Here is a 20762-nt window from a genome sequence, read left to right as displayed (position 1 = left end):
GCGGCGCCGCCGCGGCGCGGCGGGGGCGACACCCCCGCGTTTTTTTTGGTTTACGCCTACTACCGCCCCCATACCCACCACCCCACAGCCGGGGCGTGAGGTGAGCCACAGACCCCGAGGCTCGCGTTGACAGCGGGGGCGGCGGCGCCGAGCATTCCCGCCATGAACCTGTCTGACAGCCAGACAGCCGGACAAGGTGGTCCTCGCCGGGTGAGTGCCATGGAAGCCGTGCTGGCCCACCTGCGCTCCTCGATCGAACGCGGCGAGTACGCCGTCGGCGGCAAGCTCCCCTCCGAAACCACCCTGAGCAGGGAGTTCGAGGTCAGCCGGTCGGTCGTCCGGGAGGCGCTGCGCGGCCTGCAGGCGCTCGGCATGACCGAGTCGAAGACCGGCAAGGGCACCTTCGTCACCGCGACCGGCCCGGCCGACAACCCGACCTTCGGGCCCTACTCGGCCCGCGACCTCATCGAAGTGCGGCAGCACGTCGAGATCCCCGTCGCCGGGTACGCGGCCGTGCGCCGCAGCCAGGACGACCTCGACCTGCTCGCCCACCTGCTCGACCGGATGGACGCCGAGACCGACAACACCGCCTGGGTCGCCCTCGACTCGCTCTTCCACATCACCATCGCCCAGGCCTCGGGCAACCCCGTGTTCGGGAAGGTGATCGAGGAGATCCGGGACGCGCTCGCCCGCCAGTCGGCCTTCCTCAACCAGCTCGGCGACCGGCGCCGGCAGTCGAACATCGAGCACCGGGAGATCGTCACCGCGATCGAAAGCGGCTCCGAAGCGCGGGCGATCGCCGCCATGACGGCGCACCTGACCCACGTCGAAGCCACCCTGACCAGCATCGTGAACGGGGAACAGTGACCGAACAGACCCTCACGGCCACGACCGCCGACGCGGGCGACGCCGGCTACCGCAAGGCCCTCAAGCCCCGGCACGTGAACATGATCGCCATCGGCGGCGCGATCGGCACCGGGCTGTTCCTGGGCGCCGGCGGCCGGCTCGCCCAGGCCGGGCCCGCGCTGGCCATCGTCTACGCCGTCTGCGGGCTCTTCGCCTTCTTCGTGGTCCGCGCGCTCGGCGAGCTCATCCTGTACCGGCCCTCCAGCGGCGCCTTCGTCTCCTACGCCCGCGAGTTCATGGGCGAGAAGGGCGCGTACGTCGCCGGCTGGATGCACTTCCTCAACTGGTCGACCACCGGCATCGCCGACATCACGGCCATCGCGCTGTACGCGCACTTCTGGTCGTTCTTCACGCCGGTCCCGCAGTGGGTGCTCGCGCTGGTCGCGCTCGCCGTGGTCCTGACGCTCAACCTCGTCTCGGTGAAGCTGTTCGGCGAGATGGAGTTCTGGTTCGCCATCGTCAAGGTCGCCGCGCTGGTGCTGTTCATGGTGATCGGCATCTTCCTGCTGGTGACGCAGACGCCGGTCGACGGCGTCGCGGGCGGCCCGCAGCTGATCGCCGACCACGGCGGGATCTTCCCCGGCGGCCTGCTGCCGATGGTGCTGATCGTGCAGGGCGTGGTGTTCGCCTACGCCTCGGTCGAGCTGGTCGGCGTCGCCGCGGGCGAGACCGAGCACCCGGAGAAGATCATGCCGAAGGCGATCAACTCCATCATGTGGCGCATCCTCGTCTTCTACGTCGGCTCGGTCGTGCTGCTGGCGATGCTGCTGCCGTGGAGCTCCTACACAAAGGACCAGAGCCCGTTCGTCACCGTGCTCTCGCACCTGGGCGTGCCCGCGGCGGACAGCGTGATGAACCTGGTCGTGCTCACCGCGGCGCTGTCCAGCCTGAACTCCGGCCTGTACTCGACCGGCCGGATCCTGCGGTCGATGGCGATGGCGGGCTCGGCGCCGAAGTTCACCGGCGTGATGAACCGCAACCACGTGCCCTACGGCGGGATCCTGCTCACCGCGGCCGTCTGCGTGCTCGGCGTCGGGCTCAACTACCTGGTGCCGAAGGAGGCCTTCGACATCGTGCTGAACTTCGCCGCGATCGGCATCCTCGCCACCTGGGCCATCATCGTGCTCTGCCACCTGCTGTTCGTGCGGCGGACCAGGCGCGACGGCGTCGAGCGGCCGTCGTTCCGGCTGCCGTTCTCGCCCTACACCGAGATCGCCACGCTGGTGTTCCTCGCCGCGGTCGTCGTGCTGATGGGCTTCGACGAGACCGGCCGGATCACCCTGCTGGCGTTGCCCGCCATCGCCCTCGCCCTGGTCGTGGGCTGGTTCAGCGTCCGCAAGCGGATCGACATGCGCGCGTTCGACGAGGAGGGCATGTGAGCCACGAACCCCTCGTCGAGCTGGTCCGCGACGGCCTGGTCGAGGGCGTCCACCACGGTTCGGCCGTGGTGCTCGCCCCGGACGGCTCGACGCGGTTCGCCGCCGGCGATGTCGACACCCCGATGTACCCGCGGTCGACGGCGAAGCCGCTGCAGGCCACGGCGATGGCGCGGCTCGGGCTGCGCCTGTCCCCCGCCGGGTTCGCCATCGCCGCGGCCAGCCACTCCGGTGAGGCGATGCACCTGGACGCCGCGCTCGACGTGCTCGGCGGGAATTCCCCCGAACTGCTCGGCAACCCGGCGGACTTCCCGTTCGACCCCGTCGAGCGGGACCGCTGGATCGCCGAGGGCCGGGCCCCCACCCGGCTCGCGCACAACTGCTCCGGCAAGCACGCGGCGATGCTCGCGACCTGCACGCTCAACGGCTGGGCCACCGAGGACTACCTCGACCCGGCCCACCCGCTGCAGCGCGCGATCGCCGCCACCGTCGAGGACCTCACCGGGCGCGGCATCGCCCGCCTGGCCGTCGACGGCTGTGGCGCGCCGCTCTTCGCGACGACGTTGCGCGGGCTCGCGACGGCCGTGTCGAAGATCGCCACGGCCGCCCCCGGCACGCCGGAGGGCCTGGTCGCCGACGGCATCCGGCGGCACCCCGAGCTGGTCGGCGGCCACCGCCGGGACGTCACCGCCGTGATGCGCGCGGTGCCCGGCCTGATCGCCAAGGACGGTTTCGAGGCCGTCCAGGTCGCCGCCCTGCCGGACGGCACGGCGATCGCGTTCAAGATCGCCGACGGCGGCGACCGGGCGCGGTACCCGGTGCTGGCCGCCCTGCTCGGGCTGTGCGGGGCCGACGTCCCGCCCGGGCCGGAAAACCTGCGTTTCACCGGGAACCTGTCTGTGGGGAGCACCGTATGACCACCCGTCGCGAACACGACCTGCTGGGCGACAAGGACGTCCCCGCCGACGCGTACTGGGGCGTGCACACCGCCCGCGCCCGCGAGAACTTCCCGATCACCGGCACGACGCTCGCCGCCTACCCGCACCTGGTCGAGGCGCTGGCCTCGGTGAAGGAAGCGGCCGCGCGCGCCAACGCCGAGCTGGGCCTGCTCTCCCCCGACATCGCGGACGCGATCTGCGCGGCCTGCCGCGAGATCCGCGAAGGCGCGCTGCACGGCGAGTTCGTCGTCGACGTCATCCAGGGCGGTGCCGGGACCTCGACCAACATGAACGCCAACGAGGTGATCGCGAACCGCGCGCTCGAGCTGCTCGGGCACGCCAAGGGCGACTACCACGTCGTGCACCCGAACGAGCACGTCAACCTCGGGCAGTCGACGAACGACGCCTACCCGACCGCGGTCAACGTGGCGACGATCATCGCGGTGCGGCAGCTGTCCGAAGCGATGGTCGTGCTGGAGAAGGCGTTCGCGGCCAAGGCCGTCGAGTTCCACGACGTGCTGAAGATGGGCCGCACGCAGCTGCAGGACGCCGTGCCGATGACGCTCGGCCAGGAGTTCGGCACGTACGCGGTGATGCTCGGCGAAGACCGGTTGCGGCTGAACGAGGCCGTCACCCTGCTGCACGAGATCAACCTCGGCGCGACCGCGATCGGCACCGGCCTCAACGCCGCGCCGGGCTACGCCGAAGCCGCGTGCCGGCACCTGCGCGAGATCACCGGGCTGCCCGTCGTCACCGCCGCGGACCTGGTCGAGGCGACGCAGGACTGCGGCGCGTTCGTCCACCTTTCGGGTGTACTCAAGCGGATCGCGGTCAAGCTGTCGAAGAGCTGCAACGACCTGCGGCTGCTGTCCTCGGGCCCGCGCGCCGGGCTGAACGAGATCAACCTGCCGCCGGTGCAGGCCGGGTCGTCGATCATGCCGGGCAAGATCAACCCGGTGATCCCCGAGGTGGTGAACCAGGTCGCGTTCGAGGTGATCGGCAACGACGTCACCGTGACGATGGCCGCCGAGGCCGGGCAGCTGCAGCTCAACGCGTTCGAGCCGATCATCCTGCACTCGCTGTCGGAGAGCATCACGCACCTGGGCGCGGCCTGCCGGACGCTGGCTTCGAAGTGCGTTTCCGGGATCACGGCGAACGTCGACGTCATGCGTTCCTACGTCGAGAACTCGATCGGGCTGGTGACGGCGCTCAACCCGAGCATCGGGTACGCGGCCGCGACGGAGATCGCGAAGGAGGCCCTCGCGACCGGGCGCGGGGTCGCCGAACTCGTCGTCGAGAAGGGCCTGATCCCGGCCGAGGAGCTGGCGAAGCTCCTTCGTCCGGAAACGCTCGCCCGAGCGAACTGAGGTACGGTCGGATCCGGAAGGATCGACTCCACTTCGGAAGGCGGGCGCCCGTGCTGGACCGACTTGTCGACAAGTTCCTCGGACTCCCCCGCGCCGAAGGCCCCCAGCCGGTCGTGACGCGCGACCTCGCCGTCCCGATGCCCGACGGCGTCACGCTGCTCGCCGACCGGTACGCCCCGGCCGGGACGACGTCGGCGCCGGTGGTGCTGATCCGCACGCCGTACGGGCGCAAGGGCATCCTCTCGAAGCTGTTCGGCGACACGTTCGCGCGGCACGGGCTGCAGACGGTCATCCAGAGCACCCGCGGCTCGTTCGGCTCCGGCGGCGAGTTCCGGCCGTTCCACCTCGAACGCGAGGACGGCGTCGCGACCGCCGGGTGGCTGCGCGCCCAGCCGTGGTGCGACGGGAGCATCGGCATGGCGGGCGCCAGCTACCTCGGGCACACGCAGTGGGCGGTCGGGCCCTACCTCGACCCGCCGCTGGCCGCGATGTGCCTCGGCGTGACGGCGTCGGAATTCGTCTCGACGTTCTACCCGGGCGGCGTGCTCGCGGCGGACAACATGGTGTCGTGGTCGGCGATGATCGGCCGGCAGGAGGAGCGGTTCGCCTCGCTGCCGAACCCGCTGCAGACGCGCCGGACCCGCCGCGCGATGGCCCACCTGCCGATCAGCGGCGCCGACGTGGCCGCGATCGGGAAGCCGGTGACGTTCCTCCAGGACGTCACCGCCCACTTCGTCCCCGGCGACGGCTACTGGTCGATGTCCGACCACAGCGCCGAAGTCGCGCAGCTCGACGTGCCGGTTTCGATGGTCACCGGGTGGTACGACCTGTTCGTCCGCGGGCAGCTGCGCGACTTCCGGATCCTCGCCGAGGCGGGGAAGGCGCCGCGGATCACGATCGGGCCGTGGGCGCACGGCGAGCCCGCGAGCATGGGCCCGATGATCCGCGACCAGCTCGGCTTCCTGCGCGCGCACCTGCTCGGCGACCGGACGTACCTGCAGCGGGCGCCGGTCCGGCTGTTCCTGCAGGGCGCGGGGACGTGGCTGGACTTCGAGTCCTGGCCGCCGCCGTCGACGGCGACCGACGCGCACCTGCGGCCGATCGGCGGGCTCGGCGAATCGGTCACGGCGGAGGCGCGGCCGACGACGTTCACCTACGACCCGGCCGACCCGACCCCGGCGGTCGGCGGCCCGCTGCTGACCGGCGAGTGGAAGCAGCGCGACAACCAGGAGGTCGAGGCCCGGCCGGACGTGCTGGTGTTCACCGGCGAGCCGCTGCCGTCGGACCTCGACGTCATCGGCGAGGTGACGGCGACCGTGCACGTCCGCACCGAGCTCGGCCACGCGGACGTCTACGTCCGGCTCTGCGACGTCGACTCCGGTGGCGTGTCCCGCAACGTGACCGACGGGATCCTGCGGCTGCGCCCGGGTTTCCCGGCCGCGGACGCGGACGACGTGGTGACGGCGGAGGTGACCCTCGACCCGACGGCCTACCGCTTCCGCCGCGGCCACCGGCTGCGCGTCCAGGTGGCCGGCGGGGCGTTCCCGCGGTTCGCCCGCAACCACGGCACGGGCGAGCCGGTCACGGAGGCGGTGGACGGGAAGGCCAACCGCTTCGAGGTCTTCCACGACGCGGGCCGGCCGTCGCGGATCACGCTGCCGGTGTTCAGCAGCTGACGAGCCGCAACCACCACCGCCCGCGGAACAGCGCCCAGCGGCGGCGAGGGCAGGCACGGCAGCAGCCCGCCCCTCGATCACGCTGCCGGTGTTCAGCAGCTGACGACCCGCGCCCACGGCCGGCGCAACAGCGGCCACACAGCCAGGAAAACCGCAGCCGCCGCCCAGACCGGCCAGCCCGCGGCCGCCCAGAGGCCGATCGCGTGGAGGGTGCCGGATTCGCCGATCTGCAGCCAGGCGGCGTGGGCGGCGAGCAGCAGCCAGCCCAGCTGCACCAGCCAGCCCAGCGGGTAGCACGCGATCGCGGCGAACGCGGTCGCGCGCGGGCCCGCGCGCAGCAGCCGCCAGCGCAGGGCCATCGGCGGGTGGGTGAGCCGGGCGAGCACGCGCAGCGGCTGCGCGGTGCCGAGCCGGGTCGCCGGTCCGGCGGCGGCGACGTGGTCGGCCGCGAACTCGGCGCTCCACGAACCGGCGACCGGCAGCGTGATGGCGGCGAGCAGCAGGCCCAGCGCGTTGAGCAGCATCAGGCCCACGCCGGTGCCGAGCTGTCCGGCGGAGGGCACGGCCCCGTCGAGGACGTCGGCGAACCACACCGCCCCAACCGGCACGACCGCGGCCCAGACGAAGAGGCCGAACCAGTGCCGGACGACGAAGGCGAGCGGGCTGGTGGCTCCGGCGAGGTAGGTGTCGCCCTGCCGGCAGTGCGCGAGTTCGTGCCGCACCACGGCTTCGGCGGCGGCGCGGTCCCGCCGCCAGAGCACGACCAGCGGCGCGAACACGGCGAGCCGCGGCCGCCGGGGGCAGCGGAGGTAGGCGAAGGCGAGCAGGTCGGTGCGCCGCAGGTTGGCCCGGACTTCGACACCGGGCAGCTGGGCCCGCGCGTAGGCGGCGATGGCGGCGACGCCGGGGCTGCCGACGTCGCCGGTCAGCCGGTACCGGCGTTCGACGAGCCGTCCGCGCACCCCGGCCCCGGCCACCGTGACGACGGCGGCCAGCAGCACGAAGGCGGGCACGAGGTCGACGAGCCCGGCGACGCGCAGGAGGTCGCTGCCGGGGACGGTGGCCGCCGGGTCCGGGGTCGCGCCGAGGAGGTCGAGCAGCGTGTCCCGCCAGGCGGGGAGCTGCCGGGGCACGGTCCGGCACAGCGCGGTCAGGAACCAGAAGAGCAGCCAGGGCGGCGCCGGGGACAGGCGCGGCGCCGGGTCGCCACCGGTCATCGGCTCGCGTCCTCCGGCGGGGCCGCGGCCAGGAACGCCCGGGTGCCCGCGCCGTCCTTGATCAGGGCCCGGACGATGCGGAACGTCAGGACCTCGCTGTCCGTCTCCGGCACCCCCGCCGCCGCGAGCTCGGTGCTGATCGCGTCGATCAGGCGGTTCAGCTCGAGCACCTGCGGTTCCGGGGCCTGCTTCGCGCGGCGGCGGTCCCACAGGTCGCCGAGGTTCTTCAGCAGCGTCGAGACGCTGCTGGCGTTGCCGCCCAGCGCCGTCCAGATCGCGGGGGCCGTCAGCGTCACCGCCGCCAGCACGTGCGGGAACAGCACGATCGGCGCGGTCACGTCGAAGCCGCCCGGGGCCGCGTCCGTGCGCGCGAACAGCTCCCGCCGCGCCGCGCCGCCCGCCACGTACGCCGCCGTCATCGGCGGCACCAGTTCCGCCTCGTCCGGTGCCACCTCCGCCGCCAGCCGCAGCGCCCAGCCGATGACTTCGTCGCTCACCCGTGCCGCCCCTCTACGCGAATGCTTCGTGGAACTCGACTTCGTACGGGCCGGGCACGAACTTCCCGCCCAGACCCAGCCCGACCACCACCGTCGCGCCCGGGGCGGCCGCCGTCGCCGTCCGGCCGAACAGCTCCGCCACCTTCGTCCCCCCGACCAGGAGGGTGAGCCGGAACAACCCCGTCCGCGGCCGGGCCGCCCGGTTGGTCACGGTGATCTCGCCGGTGAAGAACCCGGTCCCGTCGTCACCCACCCGGGCGCCGCTCAGGTCCCACTGCCGGTCGCTCCCCCGGGCCGGGACGTCCACCGCGGACGGCGTCGGCACCTCGGTCGTCGGCACGTCGGGCATCGACACCGCAGGGCGGCTCAGGAAAAGGACGAATCCGAGCAGCACCGTGCTCGCGGCCACCCCGAGCGCGCGGACCACCGCGCGGCGGACAACGCCCGGCACCGACCCTCCACTGTGGACACAACGCCCGGGCCGGGCGTTCCGTCCGGGAGTCGCGCACGCGAGCCGAGCCGTTACAAACCGGTCGTAACGTCTTCGCGGCCGCCACCGACCTACGCCGGTGACAGCTCCCCCTCGCCGCTCCGGATCGGGATTTCCCTTGATCAGCAACCGAAAGATCGTCTCCGTGCTGGCCGCCGGGCTGCTGCTCGCGGCCGGATGCGGCGACGGCGTCCGGCAGGTCGCGAGCCCGGCTCCGGTCTCGACGACGGACACTCCGACGACCGGCACACCGACGACGACCGCGACGCCCACCGAAACGCCGGAAACCACGACCGGAACGACCACCTCGGAAACCACGACGGCGGAAGAAGAGACGACGACCTCGGAGACCGAAGAGGCGAGCCGGACGCCGTCCGGCTCCTACGACGTCACGCTCTCCGGGTCCGTTTCGGGCACCTCGTTCCGGCGGTCCGCCACCCTGCGCATCGTCGAGACGATCTCCTCGTCCGGCACCACGAACGACGTCAACCCCGTCGACGTCTGCCTGGTCTCCGGCAACCCCGCCGGGCGCCCCCAGCCCGGTGCCATCTGGTTCGGCTCCAACTCCGGCTGCGCCCCCGGCGCCGGCGCGGCCCACCTCGACCTGGCGACCGTCGACGTGGACGGCGACACGGTCACCGTCGAGCCCGTCGAGAACATGGCCGCCACCGGCGGCAACGTCTTCACGTCGTCGTCGAGCATCACGGCGTGCCCGTTCTTCCCCGTGTCGGGACGGCTGCGGGTGACCGCCGACGGCAGCGTCTCCGGCCGCATCGAGGTGACCGGCTACGGCGGCGCGTTCTGCGGCAAGACGGTCTACGACGCGACGATCTCCGGCTGAACCGTCAGCACGGCACCACCCGGTGGTGGCTGGTCACCCGGCCGTCGTCGTGGAGGACGTGCAGCAGCAGCCCCGGCGGGCGGTCGTAGTCCAGGGGGCCGCCGTCGGCCCAGCCGCGGCCGCCACCCGGCTCACCCGGGAGCAGCGAGCCCGAAACGACCCCGGGCGCGATGCGCAGCGGCACGCCGGCGAACGTCGTCGACGCACCCGTGTGCACGTGGCCGGCCAGCAGCGCCTTCACCCTCGGGTGCCGCTTCAACACGGATTCCAGCCGCTCCCCGCCGGACTGGCGGATCGCGTCCACCAGCGGGACGCCGACTGCCACCGGCGGGTGGTGGAAGGCGACGATCGCCGGGCCGTCGCCGCCGGAGAGGACGCCGTCGAGCCAGGCCAGGGTCTCGTCGGCGAGGAAACCCGCGCCGCGGCCCGGGATCGTCGAATCGCACAGCGCGAACAGCACGCCGCCGACCTCCCGGGCGAGGTCGATCGGGCCGTCGGACGCCGGCAGGTCGAGCAAACCCGTCCGGAAGGCCGCCCGGACGTCGTGGTTGCCCGGGCAGAGCAGCACCGGCGCCGGGTACTTCAGCAGGGCGGCGGCGCGCTCGTACTCCTCGGGCGCGCCGTGGTCGGCGATGTCGCCGGTGACGACGACCGCGTCGACCGGCTCCAGGCCACCCAGGTAGGCCATGACGGCGGCGACGCGTTCTTCGGCGCGCGAGCCGCCGTCGAAGTGCAGGTCGCTCAGGTGCGCGATGATCATCTTCGGTCCTCCCCCAGGTACGCCAGTGCCTTGACCCAGTTCGCCACGAGCACCGCGGACGCGGTGGCCAGGTCGCCGTCGCGCAGGGCGGCGGCGATCCGGCGGTGTTCGCCGATGCTCTCCCCCGCGTGGCCGTCGCGGGCGAAGTAGGCCGACTCGTACCGCTTGAGCAGCGGCTTCGTCTGCTCGATCAGCCGCAGCAGGTGCGGGTTCGGGCAGCGGGACAGCAGGAGCGCGTGCCACCGCTCGTCCAAAGTGGACAGATCGCCGCCGCCGGTGAGCGCGCGGGCCATCTCGTCGGAGACGGCGTCGAGCGCGTCCGGCAGCCCGGCCAGCTCCACCGGGGACGTCCAGCGCAGCGCGAGCGCTTCGAGCTCGGCCAGCAGCGGGTAGAGCCGGCGCGCCTCGCCCGGGTCGAACGGCGGCACCAGGAACCCCCGGCCGGGCGCGGACACCAGCAGGCCGCGGTCGGCGAGCCCGATCAGCGCCTCCCGCAGCGGCGTCCGGCTGACGCCGAGTTCCTTCGCCAGGTGCACCTCGTTGACGCGCGTGCCGGCCGGGAGCCGTCCGTCGAGGACGCGGCCGGTGATCTGCTCCAGGAGGTCGCTGCGCAACGGGGTCCGGGCCATGGGACGCAGTATTGCATACAGTAGCTATCTACTGTATTCAGTTCGTATGAGCTTCGACGTCGAACGCGCGCGCCGCGAGACCCCGGGCTGCGCCGAGGTGGTCCACTTCAACAACGCGGGTGCGGCGCTGCCCCCGGCCGTGGTGACCGACACCGTCGTCGAATATCTGCGCCGCGAAGCGCTGATCGGCGGGTACGAAGCCGTCGCCGAGTCGGCGGACCGCTTCGACGCGGTGTACGCCTCCGTGGCCCGGCTGCTCGGCGCCGACGTCGACGACATCGCGCTCACCGACAACGCGACGCGCTCCTGGCAGGCGGTGTTCTACGCGCTGCCGTTCGGCCGCGGGGACCGGATCCTGACCTCCCGCGCGGAGTACGCCAGCAACGCCATCGCGTTCCTGCAGGTCGCGCGGCGCACCGGCGCGGTCGTCGAGGTGATCGGCGACGACGAGTCCGGCCGGCTGGACGTCGAAGAGCTGCGGCGGCGGGTCGACGACGACGTCAAGCTGATCGCCGTCAGCCACGTCCCGACTCAGGGCGGCCTGGTGAACCCGGCCGAGGAGATCGGCGCGGTCGCCGAAGCGGCCGGCATCCCGTTCCTGCTCGACGCCTGCCAGTCGGCCGGCCAGCTCGACCTCGACGTCACCCGGATCAAATGCGACGCGCTGTCGGGGACCGGCCGCAAGTACCTGCGCGGCCCGCGCGGCACCGGGTTCCTGTACGTGCACCCTCGGCTGCGCGAGCGGCTGGAGCCGGCCGTGCTCGACCTGCATTCGGCGAGCTGGGAGTCGCCGACGGAGTACGTCGTCGACCCGACGGCGAAGCGGTTCGAAGTGTGGGAACGCGACTTCGCCGCGGTCCTCGGCCTCGGCGCGGCTGTCGACTACGCGCTCGACTGGGGTCTGCCGGCCATCGAGTCACGCGTCGCTTCGCTGGCGGCGACGCTGCGAAGCCGGCTTGGGGACGCCGGCGCCCGCATCCACGACGCCGGGGCGCGGAAATGCGGCCTGGTCACGTTCACGGTCGACGGCACGCCGGCCGCGGAGATCAAGGCCCGGCTGGCGGAGGCGAACATCACCACGTCGCTGTCGACGCGCACCTCGGCGCAGTACGACTTCACCGCGCGCGGCCTGCCCGACCTGGTCCGGGCGTCGGTGCACTACTACAACACCGAGGACGAGATCGACCTGCTGGTGCGGCAGATCGAAAAGCTCTAGAAGGCGTTCACGCCGGTCAGCTCGGCGGACACCGTCCAGAGCCGTTCGGCGAGCGCGGGATCGACCGCGTAGTCCTTCACCCCCGTGCGGATTCCGTCGGCCGGGGCGGGTTCGGCGATGTCGCAGTCTTCGAGGTACACGCCGCCGAGGCCGTCGAGCTGCGGGGACGTCGCCGCCCAGACCTGGGTGGCCGCGCCCTGCTCCGGCGTCTTCGCGCCGCCGGTGACCCGGCCGGACTCGTCGACCATGCCCGCGTCGACGAGCTCCTGCCGGTCCAGGTGGCGCACGAGTTCGGTGAGGATCCGGCCCGGGTGCAGGGCGAACGCGCGGACGCCCCGGTCACGCGCGCGCCGGTCGAGCTCCACCGCGAACAGCACGTTCGCCGTTTTGGCCTGGCCGTAGGCGAGCCACTTGTCGTAGCCGCGTTCGAAGTTCAGGTCGTCGAAGCGGACGGGACCGTAGTGGTGGCCGCGTGAGGACACCGAAACCACGCGGGCCCCGGCGCCGAACGCCGGCCAGAGCCGGTTCACCAGCGCGAAGTGGCCGAGGTGGTTGGTCGCGAACTGCGCCTCCCAGCCCGGTCCGACGCGGGTCTCCGGCGCCGCCATGATGCCCGCGCTGCCGACGAAGATGTCGATGCCGCGGCCCGAAGCCAGGAACCGCTCGGCGAAGGCGCGGACGCTCTCCAGGTCGCCGAGGTCGAGTTCACCGACCTCGACGTTTTCGAAGCCCTGCAAGGCTTTCTCCGCCGTCGCGCGGCGGCGGGCCGGGACGACGACGTGCGCGCCCGCGCCGGTCAGCGCTCGTGTGGTCTCCAGGCCGATGCCGGAGTAGCCGCCGGTGACGATCGCGAGCCTGCCGGTCAGGTCGATGCCGGTCAGGACTTCCGCCGCCGTGGTGGTGGCGCCGAACCCCGAGCCGATCTTGTGCTGTGCGGTGGTGGTCATACCCCCGACGCTAGGACCTGGAGCGGACTCCAGCGCAAGTTCAGTCCTTCAGCAGCTGCCGGGCGATGACGAGCTTCTGGATTTCGCTCGTGCCTTCGTAGATGCGGAACAGCCGCGCGTCGCGGTAGATGCGTTCGACGGTCACCCCGCGGACGTACCCCGTCCCGCCGTGGACCTGCACCGCGCGGTCGGCGACCCGCCCGAGCATCTCGGTGCAGAACAGCTTCGCCGACGACGGCCCCAGCTTGCGGTCCTCGCCCGAGTCGTAGTTCGCCGCTGCCTCGTGCACCATCGCCCGGCCGGCCGCCAGCTCCGCGTGCGACTCCGCCAGCAGCGCCTGCACCAGCTGGTACTCACCGATCACGCGGCCGCCCTGGCGGGCCGTCCGCGCGTATTCGACCGCTTCGGCGAGCGCCCGTTCCGCCAGGCCGACGCACAGCGCCGCGATGTGCAGGCGGCCCCGGGCCAGCGACGCCATCGCGATGCCGAAGCCCTTGCCTTCCTCGCCGACCAGGGCGTCCGGCGGCAGTTCGACGTCGTCGAAGACCACCTCCGACGTCCACGCGCCGGCCTGGCCCATCTTGGCGTCGTGCGGGCCGACCGTGACGCCGGGCGCACCCGCCGGGACGAGGAACGCGGAAATGCCGCGACTGCCGCGGCTTTCCGGATCGGTGCGCGCGAAGGCGACGAAGACGTCGGCGAGCGGGGCGTTCGTGATGAACCGCTTGGTGCCCGACAGCCGGTAGCGGTCGCCGTCGCGGACCGCGCGGCTGGTCAGGCCGCCCGGGTCCGAACCCGCCTCGGCCTCGGTGAGCGCGAAGGAGGCGATCGCCTGCCCGGCGGCCAGCCGCGGCAGCCAGCGGGTGCGCTGCTCCGGTGTCCCGTAGTGCACGATCGCCTGGCCGGCGATGCCGTTGTTGGTGCCGAACAGCGACCGGAACGCGGGTGTCGTCCAGCCGAGCTCGATCGCCAGCCGGACGTCCTCGGCCATCCCCAGGCCCAGCCCGCCGTACTCCTCCGGCAGCGCCCAGCCGAACAGCCCGAGCCCGGCGGCCTTCTCGCGGATTCCGGCCGGGATCTCGTCGCGCTCGTCGACCTCCGCCTCGCATGGCACGACCTCCTTGCGCACGAACTCCCGCACCGCGCCGAGGACCTGCCCGAAAACGTCCGCGTCCATGCGTCGCACCGTACCCGGTAGCGTGCGGTGCGTGAGCACCTTCTTCGACGTCGCCGAGCAGGACCCGGGCCGCCTCGCGGTGCTCGCGCCGGACGGCACGGCGGCGACCTTCGGCGAGCTGGCCGCGCGGGCCAACCGGCTGACGCACGCCCTGCACCGGCTGGGACTCGGCCCGGGTGACGGCGTCGTCGCCGTCGTCCACAACGGACTCCCCTACTTCGAGCTGCTGTTCGCGACGCTGCAGGCCGGGATGTACTTCACCCCGGTCAACTACCGGTCTTCGGCAGCCGAAATCGCTTACGTGGTGGCGAACAGCGGCGCGCGGGTCGTCGTCGCGGACGCCGGTATCGCGCACGGCTTAGACCTCGACGTGCCGCGGTTCTCCGTCGGCGCCACAGCGGGCTGGGGCGATTACGCGTCCTGGGGTGAAGACGAGCCGTCGACCCCACCCGAGCCGCGGACCGCGGGGCAGACGATGCTCTACACCTCGGGCACGACCGGGCGGCCCAAGGGCGTCCGGCGGGCGCTCAGCGGGAACCCGCCGTCCCTGCACCCGATCCACCGCGACCTCCTGGCGATGTTCGGTGTCCGGCCCGGCCCGGGTGTCCACCTGGTGGCGTGCCCGCTCTACCACGCCGCGCCCGGCTCGTTCGCCGTCAACGCGCTGCACCTCGGGCACAGCGCGGTGCTGATGGACCGCTTCGACGCCGAGGAAACGCTGCGGCTGGTCGAACGCCACCGCGTCACGAGCACCCACCTCGTGCCGACCATGTTCCACCGCATGCTGCGGCTGCCCGAAGACGTCCGCGCGCGGTACGACACGTCGAGCCTCACCAGCGTCATCCACGGTGCCGCACCCTGCCCGCCCGAGGTGAAGGAGCGGATGATCGGCTGGCTCGGCCCGGTCGTGCACGAGTACTACGGCGCCTCCGAAGGGCTGATCTGCGGCGTCACGGCGGCCGAGTGGCTGGCCGCGCCGGGGACGGTCGGCCGGCCGCTGCCCGGGGTGCGGCTGAAGGTCCTCGGCGACGACGGCGCCGAGGTGCCGGACGGCGAGCCGGGCACGATCTACTTCAGCTCCGCGCACACCGCGCTCGACTACCTCGGCGATCCGGAGAAGACCGCGGCCGCCCGGTCCGGGGAGTACCTCACCGTCGGCGACTTCGGGTACCGCGACACCGAAGGCCGCGTCTTCCTGCTCGACCGCCGGACCGACCTGATCCTCTCCGGCGGTGTCAACGTCTACCCGGCCGAAATCGAGGCGCGGCTGCTCACCCACCCCGACGTCGCCGACGCGGCGGTGATCGGCGAGCCGGACGAGGAGTGGGGGCAGCGGGTCGTCGCCGTCGTCGAGCCGGTCGCCGGCGTTCCGGCGGACGACGAGCTGGCCGCGCGGCTGGCCGAGCACTGCCGGGCCGCGCTGGCCGGGTTCAAGACGCCGAAGCGGTTCGACTTCACCGATCGCCTGCCCCGCACGGAATCGGGCAAGATGATGCGGCGCACCCTGCGCCAGGAATGAGGAGGATTCCCCCTTGCGCAAGACGTTCACCGTGCTCGCCGCCGCCGCGCTCGCCGCGGTCCTGCTCCCCGCCACCGCGTCCGCGACGCCCGGCAGCGGCGTCACCGGCACGATCCTGGCCCGGAAGACGATCGGCCACACCGACTACACGCTGCGGGAGATCACCGTCCAGCCCGGCGGCTACACCGGCTGGCACTTCCACGACGGCACGCTCTACGCGTACGTGAAAGCCGGGACGCTGACGCACAACCTGGCCGACTGCAGCCTCGACGGCGTCTTCGGCACCGGGCGCGCGTTCACCGAGAAGCCGGACCAGGTGCACATCGGCCGCAACCTCGGCTCGACGCCGCTGGTGCTCGAAGTCCTGTACGTGCTCCCGGCGGGCAGTCCGCTGTCGGAGGACGCGCCGGCCCCGGGCTGCGGCTTCTAGCTCGAGAACCAGCCCGCCGCGTCGAGGCGGTACGCGGCCGGGCCGACGACCTTGCGCAGGTCGGCTTCGAGGGCGCCGATCCGCTCGCGGCCGACAGTGCGCGCCCACTCCGCGCGCAGCTCGTCGAAGATCTCCGCCGACTTCGCGAGCGCGTCGACGCCGTGCGCGGTGAGCCGGACGATCTTGCGGCGCGCGTCGGCCGGGTCGTCGGCGCGCTCGACGTACCCGAGCGCCTCCAGGCGTTCGACGGTCTTGCCCGCCGCCTGCTTGGAGACGCCGAGGCGGCGGCCGATCTCCGACGCCGTCGCGCCCTGGACACCGACAGCCTGCATGGCGAAGCCGTACGACGGCCGCACGTCCGGGTGGCCGCGGCGCGCGAGTTCGGCGTGCAGGCGGTCGATGAGCGTGCGGAAGCCGCCGAAGAGCAGGAAGGGCAGCTCGTAGCCGGGCGTGTCGCTCATGGCCCCTTGCCATAATCGACAACCAGGTTTACGGTTTCGACAACCACGTTGTCGATCCTACGTCTGGAGACGTCTTGTTCCCCGATCACACCCCGGAGTCTGCACCCACCGCCGCCCGCCCCGCGATGGCGGCCACCGCGAAGAAGTTCGGCCGCGTCCCGGCCGCCGTCGCCCGGCTGGCGACGTCGCCGGAGCTGCTGAACGGGTTCCTCAAGCTCAACGCGATTTTCGAGGCCACGACGCTGCCGGCGCTGGACCGCGAGGTGCTCGTCATGACGGTGGCCGCGCGCAACCGCTGTCACCTGTGCGTGGCGATGCACACGGCCACGCTGCACGGCCTCTCCGCCGCGCCGGAGCTGATCGCGGCACTGCGGGCGGAGGCGCCGCTGCCGGAACCGCGGCTGGAGGCGTTGCGCACCTTCGTCCACGCGGTCATGGACACGGCGGGCGGCGTCCCGGCGGACGCGCTGACGGCGTTCACCGACGCCGGTTACACGGCCCGGAACGCGCTGGAGGTGGTACTGGGCATCGGGACGTACACGCTGTCGACGTACGCGAACCGGCTCACCGGCGCACCGGTCGACGAAGCCTTCGCCGCGCACAGCTGGCACGCGGCGTGAACGCCGTGGGGCCACCCGGTTCCGGTGGCCCCACGGCGGCGGATCAGCTCTTCACCAGGGTGACGACGCTGGTGTCGTCGACCGAGACGTTGGTGTTGTAGTTCGGGTCCAGCGCGGTCGCCTGGGTGACGACCTCCGCCTTGCCCTTCTGGAACGGCGTGGTGCCGGTCGGCACCACGGTCGCCTTCCACGGCACCGGGGCGCCCGGCTTGCAGGCGACCGGCACCGAGTAGTTGCCGCGGATGATGACGTTGTGCTTGACCTGCGTCGTGGTCCCGCTCAGGGTGACCTGGGCGGCCGCGGTGCACTCGACGGTCCCGTGCAGGTAGGCGTTGCCGTTGAGCGTGCTCGCGGTGCCGTCGGTGGCCACCTTGAGCCCGATCCCCAGCTCCGCCGGCGCCGGCGGGTTCGCGATGTGCACCTCACCGCGGGCGGCCGCCGTGCCGCCTTCGCAGTGCTGCTCGAAGGTGGCGTCGAGCGTCTGGACGTAGCCGTGCGGCCCGAAGACGACGTTCTGCACGGCGAAGGTGCCGGTCAGGGTGTTGCAGCCCCGGCCGTTCCCGTCGAGGCTCAGCCCCGGCGCGTTGGCCCCCTGGAACGGCCACCGGGTCGCCCCGTCGTAGGTGCCGGCGGTCAGCGCCGTGCCGCTGGGTGCGGCCAGGTCGACCGTCCACCAGTCGCTGTTGAACGCGCTGACGCTGACGGAGACGTGGTTGCCGTCCTCCGACGCGTTGACGGTGAGCCGGTCCTTCGCCGCCGTGCTGTAGGCGTACGAACCGCCCCCGCTGATGTAGTCCCCCTCGTCACCGCTGAACGACAGCGAGCCGGAGGCGACGGTCTGCGCCTGCGCCGGCACGGCCCCCACGAGCACGGCGAGCACGGGCACCGCGACAGCGGCGGCGGCTCTGGTCAAAAACCTCTTCACTGGATCCCCCTCAGGTGAGTTGGTCACTTGCCGATCTTCCTGTCGGCGGGAATCGATCACCTGTTACGTCCGTGTGAGGTTTTTTGGTTATCGCACAAGAAAAGCCGGAACGCCCTGGCGGATCTTGACAAAGGTTCCCGCTCACCGGGACACGGCGGCTCTCGAAAAACCAGGCGAAAAATCCTTCCCGGCCCGTGTCCGGTCCCCCGCTCCGGCTCCGACCCCTGGCAAACGGACCACGGAGAAGGAGCGGACATGGAGAAGCCGGCCGGACGGCGGGAGTGGCTGGGACTGGCGGTGCTCGTCCTCCCCACCCTGCTCGTCGCGATGGACATGACCTCGTTGTTCCTCGCGCTGCCGCAGCTCAGCGCGGATCTCGGCGCGAGCGGCACCGAGCAGCTGTGGATCACCGACAGCTACGGCTTCGTCGTCGCCGGGTTCGTCATCACCATGGGCACCCTCGGCGACCGGATCGGGCGACGGCGGCTGCTGCTCGCCGGCGGCGGGGCCTTCGGGGTCCTCTCGGTCGTCGCCGCGTTCTCGACCGGCCCGGAGATGCTCATCGTCGTCCGCGGGGCGCTCGGGGTGGCCGGGGCGACGCTGATGCCGTCGACGCTCGCCCTGATCACGAACATGTTCCCCGACGGCAGGCAGCGTGGGAAGGCGATCTCGATCTGGGCCACCTGCCAGTTCGCGGGCGGCGCCGCCGGCCCGGTGTTCGCCGGTTTCCTGCTCCAGCACTTCGCCTGGGGTTCGGTGTTCCTGGTCGCCGTGCCGGCCGTGGTCGTGCTGCTCGCCGCGGGCCCGTTCCTGCTGCCCGAGTTCCGCGCCCCGGCGTCCGGACGGCTCGACCTGCCCGGCGTCGCGCTCTCGCTGACCGCCGTGCTGCTGGTCGTGTTCGGGCTCAAGCAGCTGGCCACCGGCTCGCTGCTCCTGCCGGCCGCGGCGATCGCCGCCGGGACGCTGCTGGGCATCGTCTTCGCCCGCCGTCAGCTGACCACCGAGTCGCCGCTGCTGGACCTGCGGCTGTTCCGGAACCGGCCGTTCACCGCGGTGCTGGTCGCGCTGGTGTTCGCCGGGGTCGCGATGGCCGGCGTCGGCCTGCTGGTGACGCAGTACCTGCAGAGCGTCCTGGGCTACTCACCGCTGGTCTCGGCGCTGCTGTTCGCCCCGATGGGCCTCGGCGTGGCGGCGGGCACGATGACGGCGCCGTCCCTGACCCGGTTCGTCACCCCGGCCACGGCGATCGCGGCCGGCCTGGCGCTGTCGGCGGCGGGCAGCCTCCTGCTGGCGGTCACCCACGGTCTCGTCCCGGTCCTGGTGGGCATCACGGTGCTGACGCTGGGCACGGGCCCGCTGTTCGCGCTGGGCATCGGCCTGGTGGTCGGTTCCGTCCCGCCGGAGCGCGCGGGTTCGGCGGCATCGATGGCGGACACGGGCAACTACCTCGGCGGCTCGCTGGGCATGGCCCTGATCGGCCTGACGGCATCGGCGGTGTACCGCGGGATGTTCCCGGCGGGCACGACGCTCGCGGTGGACGTCACCCGGCCGGCGGTCGCGGAGCAGGCGAAGGCGGCGTTCACGGAGGCGCTGAACGTGACGGGCGTGATCGCGGCGGTGCTGTTCGCGGGCCTGGCGCTGCTGGTGACGTCGATGCGGCGCACCGAGGCCGTCGCGCCGGAGCCGGTCGCGGCCTGATCACCCGGCCATCGCGGGCACCCGGACCGGCTCGCCCGGACCGCCGCCGAGGACCAGCCGGTTCGGGTCGTCCCAGAGGAGCACGAGTTCGGCGAAGTCCTCCGCCAGCCTGGCGGACCGGGTCCGCGAGGGCAGGTCCGCCAGGCCGTCGCGCTCGACGAGCGATTCGACGGCGTCCCGCACGGACGCGGGTCCCGGGTGCCAGAACGCGACCGGCACCCCCGCCCGCATGGCCGGCAGCCAGAGCTCCCGCATCGCACCCTCCAGGGCGACCGCGGCCCACCGCTCGTCGTTCAGCACCGCTTCGAACCGGGCCGGCGCCTCGAGGTCTTCCGGGCCGGCGAAGTAGACGCGGTCCGGCGACGGGTCGCCGACCATCGACGACCACCGGAGCCGCCACCGCCGGTGCCACTCCCGCCGCTGCATCCGCTCCAGCGAGCGCACGGTGACGGCGAAGTCGAGCGCCAAAGGCCGGCCGCTGCCCAGCTCGGGCTCCTGCCGCCAGCGGTGGACCGGGAGGTCCAGCAGGTCCCGGGGCAGCAGCATTTCCAGGGCCAGCGCACCGGAGTGCGCGGCCCACGCGGCTTCGACGTCCGCGGCGATGCGGACGACGTGCCGCTCGAGGTCTCCGACCCGCACCAGCAGGGATTCCCCGCGGGCCGGTGGCCAGGTGCCCGGCTCGTCCTGCCGCCACGACGACACCTCGGCCAGCCCGTCTTCGATCGCGTCCGGCAGCACCCGGACCAGCAGGTGCAGGGTGGTGTTCGCGGCCGACGGCCCGAACGGCCACTCCGGGGTGATCAGCAGTTCGGTGGGGGTGGTGCCGAGGACGTGCGCGAGGACCGCGATCTCCTCCGCGGTGACCGACTTGCGGGCGCCGGACTCGATCTTGGCGATGGTGCCCCGAGTGAGGGTGGCACCGCCGGCCCGGGCGCAGCCGTCGGCGAGCTGCTGGGCCGTCCACCCGCGCGCCCCCCGCGCCCGCTTGATCCGGTCGGCCAGCAGCCGGGTGATCGTCTCCTCCGTCATGGATCCCACTCGCTCCCGCCCGCGGCACCACCCGGCCACGGTC

General features: G+C 72.6%; 21 protein-coding genes. 11 read left to right on the top strand and 10 right to left on the bottom strand.

Features of this window, described 5'->3' with window-relative positions:
- Window positions 1-219: 219 nt before the first annotated feature.
- The 5 genes from ABZW17_RS39920 to ABZW17_RS39900 are packed head-to-tail and all read left to right on the top strand — an operon-like array spanning window position 220 to window position 6263.
- Window positions 220-867: a FadR/GntR family transcriptional regulator gene (locus tag ABZW17_RS39920; RefSeq protein WP_354826087.1), complete on the top strand. Its 648-nt coding sequence runs from the start codon at window positions 220-222 to the stop codon at window positions 865-867.
- Entirely contained in the window at window positions 864-2285 is a 1422-nt protein-coding gene (locus ABZW17_RS39915) for an amino acid permease (protein WP_354826075.1), read from the top strand. Before ABZW17_RS39920 ends, ABZW17_RS39915 begins: the two co-directional genes overlap by 4 nt.
- Complete coding sequence (locus ABZW17_RS39910; RefSeq protein WP_354826073.1) at window positions 2282-3199, top strand: asparaginase; 918 nt, start codon at window positions 2282-2284, stop codon at window positions 3197-3199. The genes ABZW17_RS39915 and ABZW17_RS39910 overlap by 4 nt, the downstream gene beginning before the upstream one ends.
- A complete protein-coding gene (gene aspA, locus ABZW17_RS39905; RefSeq protein WP_354826069.1) occupies window positions 3196-4587 on the top strand; it encodes an aspartate ammonia-lyase in 1392 nt (463 codons plus the stop codon). Before ABZW17_RS39910 ends, aspA begins: the two co-directional genes overlap by 4 nt.
- Window positions 4588-4637: 50 nt before the next feature.
- Window positions 4638-6263, top strand: coding sequence for a CocE/NonD family hydrolase (locus tag ABZW17_RS39900; protein ID WP_354826067.1), 1626 nt, complete (start codon window positions 4638-4640; stop codon window positions 6261-6263).
- Between the two features lie 92 nt (window positions 6264-6355).
- On the opposite strand, the gene ABZW17_RS39895 is transcribed toward ABZW17_RS39900, so the two are convergent.
- The 3 genes from ABZW17_RS39895 to ABZW17_RS39885 are packed head-to-tail and all read right to left on the bottom strand — an operon-like array spanning window position 6356 to window position 8428.
- Window positions 6356-7480 carry a M48 family metalloprotease gene (locus ABZW17_RS39895; RefSeq protein WP_354826064.1) on the bottom strand — a complete coding sequence of 375 codons (1125 nt, stop codon included), beginning with the start codon at window positions 7478-7480 and terminating at the stop codon, window positions 6356-6358.
- On the bottom strand, window positions 7477-7977 hold the full coding sequence (locus ABZW17_RS39890; RefSeq protein WP_354826061.1) for a hypothetical protein: 501 nt from the start codon (window positions 7975-7977) through the stop codon (window positions 7477-7479). Before ABZW17_RS39890 ends, ABZW17_RS39895 begins: the two co-directional genes overlap by 4 nt.
- Window positions 7978-7990: 13 nt before the next feature.
- Window positions 7991-8428, bottom strand: a complete 438-nt coding sequence (locus ABZW17_RS39885) for a hypothetical protein (protein ID WP_354826058.1) — start codon at window positions 8426-8428, stop codon at window positions 7991-7993.
- A 157-nt stretch (window positions 8429-8585) separates the two neighbouring features.
- On the opposite strand from ABZW17_RS39885, the gene ABZW17_RS39880 reads away from it, so the two are divergent.
- Window positions 8586-9308 carry a hypothetical protein gene (locus tag ABZW17_RS39880; protein WP_354826056.1) on the top strand — a complete coding sequence of 241 codons (723 nt, stop codon included), beginning with the start codon at window positions 8586-8588 and terminating at the stop codon, window positions 9306-9308.
- 4 nt (window positions 9309-9312) lie between these two features.
- Here ABZW17_RS39880 and ABZW17_RS39875 read toward each other — a convergent pair whose 3' ends face one another.
- A complete protein-coding gene (locus ABZW17_RS39875; protein ID WP_354826054.1) occupies window positions 9313-10068 on the bottom strand; it encodes a metallophosphoesterase in 756 nt (251 codons plus the stop codon).
- Entirely contained in the window at window positions 10065-10697 is a 633-nt protein-coding gene (locus ABZW17_RS39870; protein ID WP_354826051.1) for a GntR family transcriptional regulator, read from the bottom strand. Before ABZW17_RS39870 ends, ABZW17_RS39875 begins: the two co-directional genes overlap by 4 nt.
- 46 nt (window positions 10698-10743) lie before the next feature.
- Here ABZW17_RS39870 and ABZW17_RS39865 point away from each other — a divergent pair, with 46 nt between their 5' ends.
- Complete coding sequence (locus tag ABZW17_RS39865) at window positions 10744-11913, top strand: aminotransferase class V-fold PLP-dependent enzyme (protein WP_354826048.1); 1170 nt, start codon at window positions 10744-10746, stop codon at window positions 11911-11913.
- Here the strand turns inward: ABZW17_RS39865 and ABZW17_RS39860 are convergent.
- Window positions 11910-12860: an SDR family NAD(P)-dependent oxidoreductase gene (locus ABZW17_RS39860; RefSeq protein WP_354826045.1), complete on the bottom strand. Its 951-nt coding sequence runs from the start codon at window positions 12858-12860 to the stop codon at window positions 11910-11912. The two genes, ABZW17_RS39865 and ABZW17_RS39860, sit on opposite strands and share 4 nt — an antisense overlap.
- Before the next feature lie 40 nt (window positions 12861-12900).
- Window positions 12901-14037: an acyl-CoA dehydrogenase family protein gene (locus ABZW17_RS39855; protein WP_354826042.1), complete on the bottom strand. Its 1137-nt coding sequence runs from the start codon at window positions 14035-14037 to the stop codon at window positions 12901-12903.
- 31 nt (window positions 14038-14068) lie between these two features.
- Here ABZW17_RS39855 and ABZW17_RS39850 point away from each other — a divergent pair, with 31 nt between their 5' ends.
- Both ABZW17_RS39850 and ABZW17_RS39845 read left to right on the top strand, forming a co-directional pair.
- Window positions 14069-15556, top strand: a complete 1488-nt coding sequence (locus tag ABZW17_RS39850; protein ID WP_354826039.1) for an AMP-binding protein — start codon at window positions 14069-14071, stop codon at window positions 15554-15556.
- Window positions 15557-15569: 13 nt separating this feature from the next.
- A complete protein-coding gene (locus tag ABZW17_RS39845; protein ID WP_354826036.1) occupies window positions 15570-15986 on the top strand; it encodes a cupin domain-containing protein in 417 nt (138 codons plus the stop codon).
- Here the strand turns inward: ABZW17_RS39845 and ABZW17_RS39840 are convergent.
- Window positions 15983-16447: a MarR family winged helix-turn-helix transcriptional regulator gene (locus ABZW17_RS39840; protein WP_354826033.1), complete on the bottom strand. Its 465-nt coding sequence runs from the start codon at window positions 16445-16447 to the stop codon at window positions 15983-15985. The two genes, ABZW17_RS39845 and ABZW17_RS39840, sit on opposite strands and share 4 nt — an antisense overlap.
- 125 nt (window positions 16448-16572) lie before the next feature.
- Here ABZW17_RS39840 and ABZW17_RS39835 point away from each other — a divergent pair, with 125 nt between their 5' ends.
- Entirely contained in the window at window positions 16573-17067 is a 495-nt protein-coding gene (locus ABZW17_RS39835) for a carboxymuconolactone decarboxylase family protein (protein ID WP_354826084.1), read from the top strand.
- Between the two features lie 43 nt (window positions 17068-17110).
- On the opposite strand, the gene ABZW17_RS39830 is transcribed toward ABZW17_RS39835, so the two are convergent.
- Complete coding sequence (locus ABZW17_RS39830; RefSeq protein ID WP_354826030.1) at window positions 17111-17980, bottom strand: hypothetical protein; 870 nt, start codon at window positions 17978-17980, stop codon at window positions 17111-17113.
- Window positions 17981-18247: 267 nt separating this feature from the next.
- Here ABZW17_RS39830 and ABZW17_RS39825 point away from each other — a divergent pair, with 267 nt between their 5' ends.
- A complete protein-coding gene (locus tag ABZW17_RS39825) occupies window positions 18248-19690 on the top strand; it encodes an MFS transporter (RefSeq protein WP_354826028.1) in 1443 nt (480 codons plus the stop codon).
- Here the strand turns inward: ABZW17_RS39825 and ABZW17_RS39820 are convergent, their stop codons facing one another.
- Window positions 19691-20719, bottom strand: a complete 1029-nt coding sequence (locus tag ABZW17_RS39820) for a helix-turn-helix domain-containing protein (RefSeq protein ID WP_354826026.1) — start codon at window positions 20717-20719, stop codon at window positions 19691-19693.
- Window positions 20720-20762: the final 43 nt, after the last annotated feature.

This window comes from Amycolatopsis sp. NPDC004625 (assembly GCF_040609695.1).
Lineage (GTDB): Bacteria > Actinomycetota > Actinomycetes > Mycobacteriales > Pseudonocardiaceae > Amycolatopsis.
Note: the sequence above shows the minus strand (reverse complement) of the source record. Positions and strands in the feature narration are given on the sequence as shown.